17 protein-coding genes are annotated in these 15,458 nt (G+C 54.1%); 15 read left to right on the forward strand and 2 right to left on the reverse strand.

The features are described 5' to 3' along the window. Nucleotides 1-8 precede the first annotated feature (8 nt). Nucleotides 9-1,349 (reverse strand): glycoside hydrolase family protein, encoded by a 1,341-nt coding sequence (locus tag MYS68_RS10080; RefSeq protein ID WP_248925716.1) that lies wholly within the window; start codon nt 1,347-1,349, stop codon nt 9-11. A 205-nt stretch (nt 1,350-1,554) separates the two neighbouring features. Between MYS68_RS10080 and MYS68_RS10085 the strand changes: the two genes are divergently transcribed. From MYS68_RS10085 to MYS68_RS10130, 10 genes are all read left to right on the forward strand, one after another. Then, nucleotides 1,555-2,613, forward strand: coding sequence for a CobW family GTP-binding protein (locus MYS68_RS10085; RefSeq protein WP_248925717.1), 1,059 nt, complete (start codon nt 1,555-1,557; stop codon nt 2,611-2,613). Between the two features lie 76 nt (nt 2,614-2,689). Next, nucleotides 2,690-3,133, forward strand: coding sequence for a Fur family transcriptional regulator (locus MYS68_RS10090; RefSeq protein ID WP_248925718.1), 444 nt, complete (start codon nt 2,690-2,692; stop codon nt 3,131-3,133). Nucleotides 3,134-3,354: 221 nt separating this feature from the next. Continuing rightward, a complete protein-coding gene (locus tag MYS68_RS10095) occupies nt 3,355-4,455 on the forward strand; it encodes a sulfate ABC transporter substrate-binding protein (protein ID WP_248925719.1) in 1,101 nt (366 codons plus the stop codon). A 13-nt stretch (nt 4,456-4,468) separates the two neighbouring features. Then, nucleotides 4,469-5,305, forward strand: coding sequence for a sulfate ABC transporter permease subunit CysT (cysT, locus tag MYS68_RS10100; RefSeq protein ID WP_248925720.1), 837 nt, complete (start codon nt 4,469-4,471; stop codon nt 5,303-5,305). 19 nt (nt 5,306-5,324) lie between these two features. Next, nucleotides 5,325-6,206, forward strand: coding sequence for a sulfate ABC transporter permease subunit CysW (gene cysW / locus MYS68_RS10105; RefSeq protein ID WP_248925721.1), 882 nt, complete (start codon nt 5,325-5,327; stop codon nt 6,204-6,206). Between the two features lie 3 nt (nt 6,207-6,209). Further along, complete coding sequence (locus MYS68_RS10110) at nt 6,210-7,271, forward strand: sulfate/molybdate ABC transporter ATP-binding protein (RefSeq protein WP_248925722.1); 1,062 nt, start codon at nt 6,210-6,212, stop codon at nt 7,269-7,271. Nucleotides 7,272-7,294: 23 nt separating this feature from the next. After that, nucleotides 7,295-8,125, forward strand: a complete 831-nt coding sequence (locus MYS68_RS10115) for an alpha/beta hydrolase (RefSeq protein ID WP_248925723.1) — start codon at nt 7,295-7,297, stop codon at nt 8,123-8,125. A 63-nt stretch (nt 8,126-8,188) separates the two neighbouring features. Then, nucleotides 8,189-8,392 carry a YezD family protein gene (locus tag MYS68_RS10120; protein WP_248925724.1) on the forward strand — a complete coding sequence of 68 codons (204 nt, stop codon included), beginning with the start codon at nt 8,189-8,191 and terminating at the stop codon, nt 8,390-8,392. Between the two features lie 114 nt (nt 8,393-8,506). After that, the gene (gene ssuE, locus MYS68_RS10125; RefSeq protein WP_248925725.1) at nt 8,507-9,067 is read left to right on the forward strand and encodes an NADPH-dependent FMN reductase; all 561 of its coding nucleotides are present in this window, start codon (nt 8,507-8,509) and stop codon (nt 9,065-9,067) included. Between the two features lie 41 nt (nt 9,068-9,108). Beyond that, complete coding sequence (locus MYS68_RS10130; RefSeq protein ID WP_248925726.1) at nt 9,109-9,423, forward strand: hypothetical protein; 315 nt, start codon at nt 9,109-9,111, stop codon at nt 9,421-9,423. A 737-nt stretch (nt 9,424-10,160) separates the two neighbouring features. Here the strand turns inward: MYS68_RS10130 and MYS68_RS10135 are convergent. After that, nucleotides 10,161-11,051, reverse strand: coding sequence for a DMT family transporter (locus MYS68_RS10135; protein WP_248925727.1), 891 nt, complete (start codon nt 11,049-11,051; stop codon nt 10,161-10,163). Nucleotides 11,052-11,239: 188 nt separating this feature from the next. Here MYS68_RS10135 and MYS68_RS10140 point away from each other — a divergent pair, with 188 nt between their 5' ends. The 5 genes from MYS68_RS10140 (at nt 11,240) to MYS68_RS10160 (ending at nt 15,429) form a co-directional block, all read left to right on the forward strand. Continuing rightward, nucleotides 11,240-12,106: a transporter substrate-binding domain-containing protein gene (locus tag MYS68_RS10140; RefSeq protein ID WP_248925728.1), complete on the forward strand. Its 867-nt coding sequence runs from the start codon at nt 11,240-11,242 to the stop codon at nt 12,104-12,106. 15 nt (nt 12,107-12,121) lie between these two features. After that, nucleotides 12,122-12,799, forward strand: a complete 678-nt coding sequence (locus tag MYS68_RS10145) for an amino acid ABC transporter permease (RefSeq protein ID WP_248925729.1) — start codon at nt 12,122-12,124, stop codon at nt 12,797-12,799. After that, nucleotides 12,796-13,518: an amino acid ABC transporter ATP-binding protein gene (locus MYS68_RS10150; RefSeq protein WP_248925730.1), complete on the forward strand. Its 723-nt coding sequence runs from the start codon at nt 12,796-12,798 to the stop codon at nt 13,516-13,518. Before MYS68_RS10145 ends, MYS68_RS10150 begins: the two co-directional genes overlap by 4 nt. Nucleotides 13,519-13,720: 202 nt before the next feature. Then, the gene (locus MYS68_RS10155) at nt 13,721-14,302 is read left to right on the forward strand and encodes a TetR/AcrR family transcriptional regulator (protein ID WP_248925731.1); all 582 of its coding nucleotides are present in this window, start codon (nt 13,721-13,723) and stop codon (nt 14,300-14,302) included. Between the two features lie 86 nt (nt 14,303-14,388). Beyond that, nucleotides 14,389-15,429, forward strand: a complete 1,041-nt coding sequence (locus tag MYS68_RS10160; RefSeq protein ID WP_248925732.1) for an NADH:flavin oxidoreductase — start codon at nt 14,389-14,391, stop codon at nt 15,427-15,429. Nucleotides 15,430-15,458: the final 29 nt, after the last annotated feature.

Consider the following 15,458-nt stretch of genomic DNA (forward strand, 5'->3'; position numbering starts at 1 on the left):
CAGCTTTTTTATTCGTTCCATGCGGGTACCGTCACAAAGGCTCCTGACGGCACCTCGTTCACTTTGCCGTCCTTCACCAGCCACAGCGACGGCGTATCCTTCACGCCTCGCACATACAAGCGAAAGCCGCCGGCGGGAAAATCGTCCGAATGCAGCACCGCCCGGTTGCCGTCTACTTCAGCTACTCCTATCGCGCATGATAACCGCCGGCCATCGGCACTCGCCTCATAATTGCGCTCATCCGAAGCCGATTCCGGATCGATCCGTTTGCTGAACGATAGCTGCACCGCTTGCCGGTCTGTGCGAACCGCTTTAAGCGGGACGGGTTTTTCGTCGTACATATATTTGCCCAAGTGGTACTCGTAAGCGGTCCATGTCGCATAACCGCAAGACTGCGCAGCGGCGGCAAACTTATCCACCCATTCAAGGCTGCGCCGGATTTTGCGGATTGAACCGATATCCGCCTGCACGCCGAGCGGAATGTCCCGGTGCACAGCGCGGATTTGCTCGGCGAACGGCTGGTACGCCTTGATGTAATCCGGCTTCAGCCAGCCTCTCATCCAATCCGGCCAATGCGTCTGAATAAAATGCACATCCGGCTTCACCCGCGTAATCATCGCGGCTGCGTCGACGCCTTGATATTCGCGGACGAGTTCCACCGGATCACCGCTTGCCTGTACGGCAATCGACCATGTCGCGATGCGGATGTCCGGCCGCACGTCCCGAACGCCTCCGAAGCCGTTGACCAGCTCGTGCAAAAAACGGTTGACCGCATCGACCCGAAACTGCACCCACCAGCGATAACGTTCTTTGTTATTCAAATAGTAGATGGGGGAAGTGACATGCCTGAAATCGGGCATATCGACTCCGTATTCGGTTTTGAACGCAAGTCTTGCCAGCGGCCCTACATCGCCGTATACTCCGCTGGACAAGCCGTTCCATTCGGGAAAATACGGCTCGGCAATCTCGAGGCCGTCGAACGGATAGCGCCGAACGAGCCCGGCGAGCACTTCCTTTTTCCATTTCACATATTTATAGCTGAACGGAGAAAACCGCCAAAATCCGTCCTTGACCGGCTTCAGCAGCGTCATTTGCCAATCGGGCCACTCCTTGGGCAGATGGTCCGTCGTATACGTCCCGTTGCCCAGCGTCATCGCCCACACCTTGATTCCTCTGCGGCGGAACGCTTCGACAAGTCGGCCGTTCACTTGATATTCATTCGTAACAAAATAACGGACGACGCCGTATCCTGCCAGCTCGATTTCATCGGCGATGCTGTCTTCCGTACGGTTCAAGTAATATGAAAACGTCGGGTCGATCTGGATCGAAGGGCCAAGATGCTCTTTCACAGCGATCCCCCTTTGCCATAGTGATCATGTCTATCTTTAAGTATTATACGCGTTCGCCTCGCAAATAGGTCCAGGCGGAAACGATATACACATGAAGCGGAAGTGTCTTTTTATCAAAATGACACGAAGTTTGACATCGGATGCGCGCGAAGAGTACAATTACCGAAAACGGAGGAAGCGAGATTTAGAGAGGGAGGAAGAGAACATGCTACCTACGGTGCCCGTTCATATTTTGGCCGGATTTCTCGGCAGCGGCAAAACGACGCTGCTTACGCAGGCGCTCGATTATTACAAGCAGCTCGGGAAAAAACCTGCCGTGCTGATGAACGAAATCGGCGACGTCAACCTGGACGGCATGCTGGTTGATGGGGACGTGCCGATGACGGAAATGCTTAGCGGCTGCATTTGCTGCACGATCCGCGGCGATCTGGGGCTTGAGATCCGCAATCTGGTGCAGGAAAGCTCGCCGGACGTCATTTTTATCGAAGCGACAGGTGTCGCGAATCCGCTGGAAATCATCGACGGCGTAACCGACGCCTCGCTGCTCGCCGCCATCGAGCTGAAGTCGGTCGTCACCGTGATCGACGCGGCGCATTTGCTCGGCCAAATGCAGCACGGCAAAGGCAAAACGTTCAAGCTTATGCAGGAGCAGATCCGCTGCGCTTCGGTCATTTTGCTCAACAAGACGGACCTGGTCGCTCCGCACGATCTGAAACTGCTGGAGAAGCAGATCCGCGAGTGGAACGAATACGCCCCGATCGAGGGGACGGTGATGTGCCATACGGATATCGCGATGTTCGATCGGCTGGGGAATGGCGGCAGTTTGCCGCGACCGGATAAAGGCGAGGAGCGGGAGGATCACGCCTGCGGTCCCGGCTGTTCGCACGAGCATCACCATCACGACGATTCCGCTGCGGAGCACCGGCATGATCCCTCCTCGGAGCACGATGCGCACACAAAAGCGCACGCGCATCATACGCATGACCATGTGATGGCATACACGCATTATTTTGCCGGACCGATCGATTCGCTGAAGTTCGAGGAACTGCTTTCCCGTCTTCCGCAAGAGGTTTACCGGGCCAAAGGCATTTTACGGTTTACCGATACGGCGAGCCGGTTCATGTTTCAGTTCGCTTACCGAGAAGCTGACTTTATGAAAATAACGCCGCAAGGGGACGTTCCGGATGTAGCGGTATTTATCGGCGAGCATTTCTCCAAAGAAGAGATCCGCAGTCAGCTCCTTGCGTTGGAGGGCCGCGAATAGTTGACTCCTCCGGCGAGATCGGGCATTATAATGATTAACGATATTAACGTTTGTGACGAAGGGCAAAGGAGAGCCTATGGGAGCGCATTCGCATGAAACGCAAGATACGATAAAAGAGATCATTGCCGCCATGGCGAACAAAGGCTGGCGGATCACCGACCAGCGCCGAAGCTTGGCGACGCTGTTTGCCGAAGCGACCGGTTATTTATCGCCCAAAGACGTCTATGAATATATGCGTCAGAAGTACCCCGGCGTCAGCTTCGATACGGTGTACCGGAACCTGCGTTTGCTGAGCGAAATGGGCGTGCTCGAGCAGTTTTATTTGAACGAGGGCGTCAAATTCCGCGCCCGCTGCCACTCGCATCATCACCATCACCTGATCTGTCTGCAATGCGAGAAGACGGTGTCGTTCGAGTTTTGTCCGATGAAGGACGTGCCGCATTTACCGGAAAACTTCCAGGTCGTGAACCACCGTTTCGAGATTTTCGGCTACTGCAGCGACTGCTCGCCCAAAGCATAAAAAACACCCCGAAAAAACCCGACTTTTTGCCAAGTTGGGTTTTTCGTTTTTTTGCGAAAAACCGATTGACACACTCGCAAGCACGGAATATACTGACAACAAATCTGAGTAATCGCATCGGAATTGTAAAGGAGGACGACCGGACCACCGGAGCCCGCGAAACATCGATGACGGATTGCAGATCATACCATTTTCGTTTTACACAGAGAGGGGTAAACCGTATGTCCAGATCAAACCAACCGATCGTCGCCAATTGGAAAAAGTGGTCCGCACTCACCTTGCTTTCGCTTTCATTGTTCAGCCTTGCCGCATGCGGAGGAAAAACCGAGACAACATCCGCACCGGCAGCGCCGGCCGATGGAAACAAACCCGCTGCATCCGCCGCCAAACCGGTGGAGCTTCTAAACGTATCGTACGATCCGACCCGTGAGCTTTATCAGGATTTCAACAAAGCGTTCGGCGCTTATTGGAAAAATAAAACCGGTCAAACCATAACGTTCAAGCAATCGCACGGAGGTTCGGGAAGCCAGGCCCGTTCGGTAGCCGACGGTCTGGAAGCCGACGTCGTCACGTTGGCGCTGCAGCCGGACATCGACGCGATCGCCAAAACCGGTGCCATCAAAGCCGATTGGCAGAAAGCTTTTAAAAACAACAGCTCGCCTTATACTTCAACGATCGTTTTCCTTGTGAAAAAGGGCAATCCGAAGGGCATAAAAGACTGGGACGATCTGGTCAAGCCCGGAGTGCAGGTCATCACGCCGAACCCGAAAACGTCCGGCGGCGCGCGCTGGAACTACATTGCAGCATGGGGCTACGCCTACAAGAAAAACAACAACGACGAGGCAAAGGCGCAGGAGTTCGTGCAAAAGCTGTACAAAAACGTGCCGGTGCTGGACAGCGGTGCGCGGGATGCGACCAACACGTTCGTGCAAAAAGGAATTGGCGACCTCCTGATCGCCTGGGAAAACGAAGCTTATTTGTCCATTAAAGAGTTCGGCGCGGACAAATACGAAATCGTCACGCCGTCGATCAGCGTGCTTGCAGAACCTCCCGTAGCGATCGTCGACAAAACCGTAGATAAAAAAGGTTCGCGCGAAGTCGCTCAAGCTTACCTGGATTACCTGTATACCGACGAAGGACAGGAAATCGCGGCAAAGAACTTTTACCGCCCAAGAAACGAGACGGTAGCGAAAAAATACGCCGATAAGTTTGCCAAGGTGAACCTGTTCACGATCGACGAAGAACCGTTTGGCGGCTGGACGAAGGCACAGGCGAAACACTTCGCCGACGGCGGCGTGTTTGACCAATTATATAAGCCGTAAGGGGAAATCATAAATGGCAAAAGTTTGGAAAGAGCGCAGTATACTGCCCGGCTTCGGGCTGTCTATGGGGTACACCGTATTGTATTTAAGTTTGATCGTTCTTTTGCCATTGTCGGGCATTTTCATTAAAACATCGAGTCTCAGCTTCGAGCAGTTTTGGAAAACGGTGACGGATGCAAGGGTCGTCGCGTCTTACCGGCTTAGCTTCGGAGCATCGTTCGGAGCGGCGCTCATCAACACCTTCTTCGGCTTTATCGTCGCCTGGGTGCTCGTCCGCTACCGGTTTCCGGGCAAACGCATCGTCGACGCGCTGGTCGATTTGCCGTTCGCTTTGCCGACGGCTGTCGCCGGCATTGCCCTGACGACGATATATTCGAAAAACGGCTGGATCGGCAGTTTTCTTGAGCCTCTCGGCATCAAAATCGCCTTCACGCCGCTCGGCGTCATGCTGGCGCTCACCTTTATCGGCCTGCCGTTCGTCGTCAGGACGCTGCAGCCGATTTTGGAGGAGCTTGACAAAGAGACCGAGGAAGCCGCGGTCAGCCTTGGCGCTTACCGGTGGCGCACCTTCATCAAGGTCATTTTTCCGCAGCTTTTGCCGCCGCTGCTTACCGGATTTACGCTTGCTTTTGCCAGATCGGTCGGGGAATACGGCTCGGTCGTGTTCATCTCCGGCAACATGCCGATGAAAACCGAAATCACGCCGCTGCTCATCATGACGAAGCTGGAGCAATACGATTATTCCGGCGCTACCGCCATCGCACTTGTCATGCTGGTGATTTCCTTCGTATTGCTGCTGATCACCAACTACCTGCAGTGGCGCACGACTCGTCACATGACATCGGCCTAGAGGCAGAGGGGGAGAGAACATGGCCGGAACTGTTACGGCAAGGGCTCACGGTCTGTCTGTCGACAGACCGAAGCATATTACCGAATCCAAGGTCATCCAATGGATTTTAATCACTATAGCATTGTTATTTCTCGGATTTTTGCTGATTTTGCCGCTTGTGCTTGTGTTTGTGGAAGCTTTTCGCAAAGGAACCGAGGTCTATCTCGCCGCTTTGACGGAACCGGATGCCGCTTCGGCGATCCGGCTCACCTTAAGCGTGGCGGCTATCGCCGTACCGCTCAATGCGCTGTTCGGCCTTGCGGCCGCCTGGGCGATTACGAAATTCCGCTTTAAAGGGAAAAATTTCCTGATCACGCTCATCGATTTGCCGTTCGCGGTGTCTCCTGTGATTTCCGGTCTGATCTTCGTCTTATTGTTCGGGGCTCGCGGATTTTTCGGGCCATGGCTCGGCGAACACGACATTAAGATCATTTTCGCCCTTCCCGGCATGGTGCTGGCCACGGCGTTCGTCACGTTTCCTTTTGTGGCGCGCGAGCTCATTCCGCTTATGCAGTCTCAGGGCACGCAGGAGGAGGAAGCTGCGGTGACGCTCGGCGCCAAGGGCTGGCGCATCTTCTGGAAGGTGACGCTGCCGAATATCAAGTGGGGGCTGCTGTACGGCGTGATCCTGTGCAACGCGCGGGCGATGGGCGAATTCGGCGCCGTCTCGGTCGTATCCGGCCACATTCGCGGCTACACGAACACGATCCCGCTTCATATTCAAATTTTATACAACGAATACAACTTTGCCGGGTCGTTTGCGATCGCTTCGCTGCTCGTTTTGCTGGCGGTCGTCACCTTGATCGTCAAAAGCGTTGTCGAATGGAAGTTTCAACAGCATGAGCAAAGGGAAGGGGAATGACGGATGCATATCGTCGCCAAACACTTGACCAAAAGCTTTGGCAGCTTCCAGGCCACCAAAGATGTCAGCTTTGAGATTGAAAAAGGCCGTCTGATCGGCTTGCTCGGACCGAGCGGAGGCGGGAAAACGACGATTTTGCGCATGCTCGCCGGGCTCGAGGAGCCGGACGGCGGAGAGATTTTGTTCCATGGGCAAAAGGTGAGCGGGCTGCCTCCCCAGGAGCGCGGGATCGGATTCGTTTTCCAAAACTACGCGCTGTTCCGCCATATGAACGTATTCGACAACATCGCCTTCGGCCTCACGGTGAAAAAGCGCAGCAAGCAGCAGATCAAGGAGCGCGTGAGTGAGCTGATCGAGCTGACCGGCCTGAAAGGGCTGGAGAAGCGGCTGCCGCACCAGCTTTCCGGCGGACAGCGGCAGCGCGTCGCCTTCGCCCGCGCCTTGGCGCCGGAACCGCAGTTGCTGCTGCTCGACGAACCGTTCGCCGCGATCGACGCCAAAGTCCGAAAGGAGCTGAGGACGTGGCTCAAGGACATGATCGGCCGGCTCGGCATCACAACCATTTTCGTGACGCACGACCAGGAGGAAGCGGTCGAGGTCGCCGATGAAATCATGATCGTAAACGAAGGCCGCCTCGAGCAAAAAGGCACGCCGATCGACATTTATAAAAATCCGCAAACGCCTTTTGTGGCCGGCTTCATCGGGGAATCGAACGTGCTGGACGACGTTTCGCGGTTCAAAGGGTTTGAAGAAGGCGCGCTCGGCAGTGCGAAAGCGATCATCCGTCCGGAGTTTATCGAAATCGGCACGCCGGGGGAAGTATCGTACCCTTCCGCTGCGGAGCAGGGAATCGTGACCAACATCTATTTCCGCGGCTCGAACTGGCAGGTGGAAGTCGAGGTCGAGGGACTGAAGCTTTTCGCTTACCGTTCACTGGAACGCTCCGCTTTACAGCCCGGCGACCGCGTGCAGGTTTTGATCCACAGGCTGTATATGTTTAACGATAATGAACATATTACACTCGAAAACGGTCTGAAAATCGATCCGATGCCGGTGCACATTTAATTTTCCGAAGGGAGAGGGTTGACTTGGAACATCACATCACGATAAAAAGCGGAACGTTGGACTTGGCGGCAACTCTCCATTATCCCTTGGCGGAAGACCGCCAAAGCCGCCGCTCCGGCTCCAAATATCCGCTCGTGATCATTGCGCACGGCTTCGTAGGCAACCGGATCGGCGTCGACCGGCTGTTCGTGAAGGCCGCCCGCGATTTCAGCGAACACGGCTACATGGTGCTGCGCTTCGATTACGGCGGCTGCGGCGAAAGCACGGGCGAATACGGCGCAGGCGGCCTCGATTCGCTGATCGAGCAGACGCGGCACGTGGTCGATTACGCACATTCGATCGACTGCGTCGATCCGCAGCGCATCATTTTGCTCGGACACAGCCTGGGCGGGGCCGTTGCGCTGCTGACCGCAGCCAAGGATAAGCGGATCAAAACGCTTGTCATGTGGGCCGCGGTGGCGCATCCTTTCAACGATATCGTCAAAATAACCGGGAAACAGGTCTATGAGGATGCCGTCCGCCTTGGCGAAGCGGATTACTTAGGTTACAAGTTTAAGCCGGCCTTTTTCGAGTCGCTCTCCAATCATCATCCCTTTGAGCAAATCCGCCGATTTAACGGCGATGTGTTCCTCGTTCACGGAACGGCCGACGAAGTGATTCCACCCGATTACTGCCCGCTCTACCAGAAGGTGTTCTGGCTGCGATCGCAGGGGCTTTGCGACAAGGACATCATTTTTCAGGCGGACCATACGTTCTCTTCGGGAGCGGCGGCACAGCAAGTGATTGAAAAAACGCGGAATTGGCTCATTTACCAAGAAAAGCGGCGGGAAGAATGGTACGACTGGACGATCTAGTCGTTCCTTCTGCGCAAAATCCGACTAAATAGATATGATAAAAGGAATATCGGAGGGATATGTATGGTTAAACCTTTGGAAGTCGACGACATTTGGGTGAAACGGATTGTGAACAGCGTCAATGGGCTGGAATACGGCAGCGTGCAAATCGTCATCCATGACGGGCGCATCGTGCAAATTGAAAGAACCGAGAAAAAGCGGTTCGAGCCGGAAGCTTCCATTGCCCAGAGAACGGCAGCGGAGCAGGCCAAACGGGCCAAATCGTAATTCCCGGTCTACCGGATCGCCGGAGACTTCCGCCACTCGCAGACAGTCTGCAAGTGTGCGGAAGTCTTTTTTTCACCCCCAATATATCCAGATACTTGAGAGGAGTGCATTTCCATGTCCAAAATCGTCATTATTTCCGGAAGTCCGTCCGAAACAAGCCGCTTAAACGGAATCACGGACTACGTAAGCGAGCAGCTGTACCAAGCGGGGGTTGACGTCGAATGGATTCGCGTCCATAAACTGCCGCCGGAGGATTTGATCCATACGCGGTTCGACAGTCCTGCGATCCAGGCCGCGAACCGCGCGATTGAGGAAGCGGACGGCGTCGTCGTAGCTACGCCGATCTACAAGGCGTCGTATACCGGCGTCATCAAGACATTCCTCGACCTGATCCCGCAAAAAGGGCTGGAAGGCAAAACCGTCCTGCCGCTTGCGATCGGAGGTACGATTGCACATCTGCTGGCTATCGATTTCGCGCTGAAGCCGGTGCTGTCCGCCCTCGGGGCGCGGAATATTTTTACCGGCGCTTATGTGGTCGACTCTCAGGTGCAGCGTGACGAAAGCAATCGGTTTACGCTCGCGGATGAAATACGCGAACGGCTGAACCATACGGTGCGCGAGTTTGTTCGCGACGTTCAGCTTTTGCGCGGGAAGCGGGATACGGTTTCTCCGTAATTTTTTTCACTTTCGCAGCTTTCAAAAAGGAGTGAGTCCAAATGGCTTATGCCGCAGAGCTTCAAACCGATAAGCAAATCGATGACGAGGTGCTCCATTTGCCGGATATCCGGTTTATCGAATACTGCTTCACGACGTTCGGACTCAATCGGGGTATTTACAATACGATTGACAGCTGGATGTTCGATGCCGGCTTGCGCGAAATCGTCGAGCGGCGTCAAGCGATCGTGCGCTTTTTGGCGGCGGCCCGGCAAGATCGGGAAGCGGAGCCGCGAAGATCGCTGCTCAAATTCGGCAAAGGCGGATTGACCAAACAGCTTCAGCAGTTCGTTTACCGAAACAGCCAGGGCGGGTGAGTCGCTTTTCACAATTATGTACGCCCAAAGCACACACTTACACCCAACACATCGCCTCAAAAGGAGAGCGTGTCAGTCATAGGATTTTTAACCGAAGGGCAAAAATCCATGACTGACAAACGCGGGCCCGAGGCACGTACCCACTCCCACGGCATCGCGCCAAAAGTGGAGCATGTCAGACATAGGATTTTTAGCCGAAGGGCAAGAAACCATGACTGACAAACGCGGGCCCGAGGCACGTACCCACTCCCACGGCATCGCGCCAAGAGTAGAGCGTGTCAGACATAGGATTTTTAGCCGAAGGGCAAAAAACCATGACTGACAAACGCGGGCCCGAGGCACCTACCCACTCCCACGGCATCGCGCCAAAAGTAGAGCGTGTCGGGCATAGGATTTTTAGCCGAAGGGCAAAAATCCATGCCTGACAAACGCGGGCCCGAGGCACCTACCCACTCCCACGGCATCGCGCCAAAAGTAGAGCGTGTCGGGCATAGGATTTTTAGCCGAAGGGCAAAAATCCATGCCTGACAAACGCGGGCCCGAGGCACCTACCCACTCCCACGGCATCGCGCCAAAAGTAGAGCGTGTCGGGCATAGCAGTTTTTGCCTGAAAGCAAAAACTGCATGCCCGACAGACGCGAGCTAGCAGCGAGTATGAACTCTCTGCTGGCGGGTCCAGGGCGCCCGAGCGCCTGGGGTCCCCCTTTGAAGGGGGATTTAGGGGGTGGGCCCTAGATTTAGGGGGTGGACCTCCTACGACTGCCCGAATCGATAAAAATCCATACTCCTGCCAACATGACGAGCCCGGCAAACAGCTGAAAGACGCCCACCGGTTCGCCCAAAAGCCAGAAGGCGAGAAGGGTGGAGCCGACCGGCTCACCGAGCACGGACATCGAGACGGAGGCTGCGTTCATATATTTAAGCAGCCAGTTGAACAGCAGGTGCCCGAATACCGTCGGGACGACGGCAAGCAGAGCAAACAAACCCCATTCACGCGCCTCATAATGGACAAAGGAATACCCAGCCGCTGCGTTATACAAAGCGAAGACGGCCGCGGCAACCGCAAAAACGAGCAGACTGTATACATAAGACGAAACGTGCCGCCGCAGCCGCTGTCCGAGCAGCATGTGTACGGCAACGGCGGCTGTGCCTAGCAGCGAAAGCAAATCCCCTTGAAGAGCCCGCAGCGACAAACCGAAATCTCCCCACGAAATCATCATCGCGCCGCTTACCGCAACCGCCATACCGACTACAGTTTGGCGGGAAGCTTTTTCCCCGAAGAAAATATATGCTCCTGCCATAACCAGCACCGGCTCCAGCGTCATCAAAACGGTTGAGCTGGCTACGGACGTATAACGCAATGACCCCATCCAGAACAGGAAATGCAACCCGAGCGCAGAGCCGGATAACAGCAGGAGCCCCCACTGTTTTGGCGTGAGACCGCGTATCTCCGAAATATAAGGTCGTATGAACGGGCTCATCAGGATGACGGTAAAAAGCAGCCGGTACATGCCAAGCACAGAAACCGGCGCTTCCGACCACCTGATGAAAATCGAGGAGAACGAGATGGCAACGATGCCTGTGAAATAGATCAATCCAAATTGAACGGTTCCTGGACGACGCGTCAATCCGGAAACCTCCTTTCCCGGGCCAAGCCCCATCCAAGATTATACAAACAATCAGGCAGCTTGGCTATTGCCTCAAATTACCATGTCCTTTTTCACAAAAAGGTCATAATCCGCAAACCGCATCCGTTGTTGAGCCGGGCATTATGGGATATAATGTGGAGCGCATCTTAGAAAAGGAGAATTGACCTATGATTAAAAAGAACGCCACATTGTTGATGATTTTTATTTGTTTCGCACTCGTATTGTCCGCTTGCGGGCAAAAGCCTGCCGCCCAGTCTCTATCCGAACCGCAGAATGCATCTGCGGGCAAATCCACCGCTGCCTCCGAGCCGAAGAAAGAAACGAAGCTGGATGAAATCAAGAAAAAGGGAAAAATCGTCGTGGGTACAAGCGCCGACTATCCGCCTTACGAGTTTCACAAAGAAATCGACAAAAAGGATGGGATCGTCGGATTCGATATTGAAATTGCGAAGGCGCTCGCTAAAGACCTTGGCGTCCAGCTGGAAATAAAAGACATGAAATTCGACGGCTTGCTCGCCGCATTGGATGCGGGCAATGTCGATTTCGTCATGTCCGGAATGACTCCGACCGAAGAACGCCAAAAAAACGTCGATTTTACCAAAATTTACTACACAGCCGTACAAAGCGTCGTCGTCCGTTCCGAAGACAAGGACAAGATCAAGTCGATCGACGATTTGAAGGGAAAGAAGGTCGGGGCGCAAAAAGGAGCGACTCAGGAGAAAATCGTCAAGGAACAAATGCCGGCTTCCGAGCTTAAGGCGCTTGGCAAAATTTCCGATTTGATGCTGGAGCTGAAAAACAAAAAGATCGATGCGCTCGTCGTCGAGGTTCCGGTGGCAACCGCCTATCTGAGCAAAAACCAGGATCTTGCCCTGACGGATATGAAGCTGCAAAACGAAGATAGCGGCTCGGCGATCGCCGTGAAGAAGGGGAGTCCGGAGCTCGTCGACGCGCTCAATAAATCGCTGGACAAACTGCTTGCGGACAAAACGATTGACAAGCTCGTAGCAGAAGCCAACGATCTCGTCGAATAGTGACAGGGTGATCTTATGGATTTCTCATTCATCCCGCAATATTACGGATTTTTTCTCGAAGGCGCCAAAAACACAATCATCCTGTCGGTGTTCACCGTGCTGCTCGGCGTCGTGCTGGGCATGCTGCTGGCGCTCATGAGGCTGTCGAAAGTAACGCCGCTGAAGCTCATCTCTGTCTCATACATCGAATTTATTCGCGGCACGCCGCTCCTTGTTCAGCTGTACATCATTTATTACGGGCTGCCGAAGATCGGCATTCATTTTCCCGACGTTCCCGCGTTCGGCTCCGCTTTTCCGGACTTTATGGCGGGCATTGTCACGCTGTCCATTAACAGCGCCGCTTACGTCGCGGAAACGTTCCGGGCCGGCATTCAGGCGATCGACAAGGGGCAAATGGAAGCGGCGCGTTCGCTCGGGATGACGCAAAGCATGGCGATGCGGTTTGTCGTATTGCCCCAGGCGTTTCGCAACGTGCTTCCGGCTCTCGGAAATGAATTTATCGTCGTCATTAAGGAATCGTCGATCGTTTCGATCATCGGCCTGAGCGAGCTGATGTACAACACCGATACTGTGAAGGGCAACACGTTCCAGCCGTTTGAGCCGCTCATCGTAGCGGCGGTCATCTACTTCGTCATGACGTTTGCACTGTCGAAGCTGCTCGGGGTCGCCGAAAGGAGGATGAGCCCTTTATGATCCAAGTGTACGGATTGGAAAAATCGTTCGGTAAAACGAAGGTGCTGAAGGGAATCGAAACGGAAATCGGCAAAGGGGAAGTCGTTGTCGTGATCGGTCCGAGCGGTTCCGGAAAAAGCACGTTTCTGCGCTGCCTTAATCTGCTGGAGCAGCCGACGGCGGGGGAGATCGTGTTCGACGGTGTGAACATTACCGATAAAAAGACCGACATCAACAAGCTGAGGCAAAAGATGGGCATGGTATTTCAGCAGTTTAATTTGTTTCCTCACTTGACCGTTCAGGAAAATATTACGCTGGCTCCCCGCAAGCTGAAGAAACTCACAGAGGGCGACGCGAACAAGAAAGCAGCGGAGCTGCTTGGACGTATCGGCCTATCCGATAAGTCCGCCGTTTACCCGGGACAGCTGTCCGGCGGTCAGAAGCAGCGGATCGCTATCGCCCGGGCGCTGGCGATGTCACCGGATGTGATGCTGTTCGACGAACCGACGTCGGCACTTGATCCGGAAATGGTCGGCGAAGTGCTCGAAGTGATGAAGGAGCTGGCCGCGGAAGGAATGACGATGGTCGTCGTAACCCACGAGATGGGGTTTGCCCGCGAGGTTGCTTCGCGTGTTCTATTTATGGACGGGGGCTGCATCGTCGAGGAGGGGGGGCCGGAGGATCTTTTCGGCAACCCTCGGCATCCGCGTACAAAGGAGTTTTTAAGCAAGGTGTTGTAGGCCGGCCCCTTAAAGTGAAGCGATTCAATGAAGCATATTCCGGTATTAAAAGCTTCCGAAACAAACTTCGGAAGCTTTTTAAAATTTTCGCTGAACTTGGGCGCACTTGATTGAAAGACTTTGTTAGAGGCATTTCCCAATGGCGGCATATCGATCTGTCATCATTGTTGACTACATGGTCAATAATTGATATTATAAACCCATGAGCAGACCAAGAGAATTTGATGTCGATCGCGCATTGCATCAGTCCATGGAAGTGTTTTGGACGAAAGGCTTTAAGTCGACCTCCTTCGAGGATTTGACCCGCGCGACGAAGGTTAAGAAGCAAAGCTTGTACTGCGTATTTGCAGACAAGCGGGCTTTGTTTTTGAAGGCGTTGGCGCTTTACCGCGAACAGAGCATAGCGATGCTGGAAGAACTGGCCTCCGGGGATGCGCATCCTTTGCAGAAGCTTGAGGCCATACGCGACATTACGTTATCTCATGGCAACGCAACCGTGTGCAGGGGATGCCTTATGGTCAATTCCATGCTGGAATTCGGCAGCTGCGACGAGGAGGTAAGCCGCGAAGTTGAGATGATGTTCGCCGAGGTCGAAGGAATACTTGAGAAAATAATACGCAGCGGCCAGGAACGGCAGCAAATTACGGCACGCCATACCAGCCAAGAGCTTGCGGCTTATCTGAACAACTCTCTACTCGGCGCGAAAATTATGGGGAAGTCGGGTGCTTCGCGTGAACGGATCGAAATGATCCTGCGTACATCTTTTGCGATGCTGGCACCTTGATTTTTTTGCATTTTTCTTGACTATGCAGTCAATAAAAATGGATCGATGTACAGCAAACTATATCATTCCGTTGGAGGTAAATTATTATGAATCAATCCCAATCGATTCAAAGCCTGTTTAAACCATTCGCATTCGGCGATAAGACGCTGACAAGTCGAATCGTGATGGCACCGATGACGAGACAATTTTCTCCGGACGGAGTTCCGGGTGCGGATGTGGCCGCCTATTACCGCCGCAGGGCTGAAAACGGCGTCGGTCTTATCGTAACGGAAGGTACGGTGATCCGCCATCCGGATGCTTCCAACCAAACGAACGTACCGCACATCTACGGCGAGGCTGCATTAAACGGTTGGGCAAACGTCGTGGCCGCGGTACACGAGGCAGGCGGACGGATCATACCGCAGATTTGGCATATGGGAGCGCGAGGCCATGTTGGAGATTATTCGGAAGCGGATATCGCCGCAATTGTCCAAGCTTTCGCGCAGGCGGCATCCGAGGCCAAGCGTCTTGGGTTTGACGGAATCGAACTTCACGGGGCGCATGGATATTTGATCGACCAATTTTTTTGGGAAAAAACGAACCCTCGTACGGACAGCTATGGCGGGGACATGATTGCCCGCACCCGCTTCGCGGCAGAGGTCATTGAAGCATGCCGCCGGGCCGTCGGACCGGAGTTCCCTATCGTGCTGCGGTTCTCGCAATGGAAGGCGACGGATTACACGGCGAAATTGGCTGCAACGCCGGCGCTGTTGGAACAATTCCTGGCACCATTGGTCGATGCAGGCGTCGATATATTCCACTGCTCGACCCGCCGCTTCTGGGAGCCTGAGTTCGAAGGCTCCGATCTGAATCTTGCCGGATGGACCAAAAAGCTGACGGGGAAACCGACGATTACAGTTGGTTCGGTCGGCCTGGATAACGATTTTATGAGTCTTTTTACGGAAGGAAAGAGCGCTGAAAATACCAAAATCGACGGGTTAATCGAAAGGCTGGAGCGTGAGGAATTCGATCTCGTAGCCGTAGGCCGGGCATTATTGGTTGATCCTGCTTGGGCAAACAAAATTCGTGAAAGCCGAACAGCCGACTTGATCCCTTTTACGCCCGAGGCAGTGAAAACACTGTATTAAGTTTTTTGACAGAATTAAAAAGACCGGGA

It is taken from the genome of Paenibacillus hamazuiensis (genome assembly GCF_023276405.1).
GTDB classification, from domain to species: domain Bacteria; phylum Bacillota; class Bacilli; order Paenibacillales; family NBRC-103111; genus Paenibacillus_AF; species Paenibacillus_AF hamazuiensis.

What these genes read in the sequence shown, in the direction of transcription:
- MYS68_RS10160 (WP_248925732.1), top strand. Translation starts at nt 14,389, where the DNA reads ATGAATCAATCCCAATCGATTCAAAGCCTGTTTAAACCATTCGCATTC.
- MYS68_RS10110 (WP_248925722.1), top strand. Translation starts at nt 6,210, where the DNA reads ATGCATATCGTCGCCAAACACTTGACCAAAAGCTTTGGCAGCTTCCAG.
- MYS68_RS10095 (WP_248925719.1), top strand. Translation starts at nt 3,355, where the DNA reads ATGTCCAGATCAAACCAACCGATCGTCGCCAATTGGAAAAAGTGGTCC.
- MYS68_RS10090 (WP_248925718.1), top strand. Translation starts at nt 2,690, where the DNA reads ATGGGAGCGCATTCGCATGAAACGCAAGATACGATAAAAGAGATCATT.
- MYS68_RS10155 (WP_248925731.1), top strand. Translation starts at nt 13,721, where the DNA reads ATGAGCAGACCAAGAGAATTTGATGTCGATCGCGCATTGCATCAGTCC.
- MYS68_RS10140 (WP_248925728.1), top strand. Translation starts at nt 11,240, where the DNA reads ATGATTAAAAAGAACGCCACATTGTTGATGATTTTTATTTGTTTCGCA.
- cysW (WP_248925721.1), top strand. Translation starts at nt 5,325, where the DNA reads ATGGCCGGAACTGTTACGGCAAGGGCTCACGGTCTGTCTGTCGACAGA.
- cysT (WP_248925720.1), top strand. Translation starts at nt 4,469, where the DNA reads ATGGCAAAAGTTTGGAAAGAGCGCAGTATACTGCCCGGCTTCGGGCTG.
- MYS68_RS10085 (WP_248925717.1), top strand. Translation starts at nt 1,555, where the DNA reads ATGCTACCTACGGTGCCCGTTCATATTTTGGCCGGATTTCTCGGCAGC.
- MYS68_RS10120 (WP_248925724.1), top strand. Translation starts at nt 8,189, where the DNA reads ATGGTTAAACCTTTGGAAGTCGACGACATTTGGGTGAAACGGATTGTG.
- ssuE (WP_248925725.1), top strand. Translation starts at nt 8,507, where the DNA reads ATGTCCAAAATCGTCATTATTTCCGGAAGTCCGTCCGAAACAAGCCGC.
- MYS68_RS10130 (WP_248925726.1), top strand. Translation starts at nt 9,109, where the DNA reads ATGGCTTATGCCGCAGAGCTTCAAACCGATAAGCAAATCGATGACGAG.
- MYS68_RS10145 (WP_248925729.1), top strand. Translation starts at nt 12,122, where the DNA reads ATGGATTTCTCATTCATCCCGCAATATTACGGATTTTTTCTCGAAGGC.
- MYS68_RS10150 (WP_248925730.1), top strand. Translation starts at nt 12,796, where the DNA reads ATGATCCAAGTGTACGGATTGGAAAAATCGTTCGGTAAAACGAAGGTG.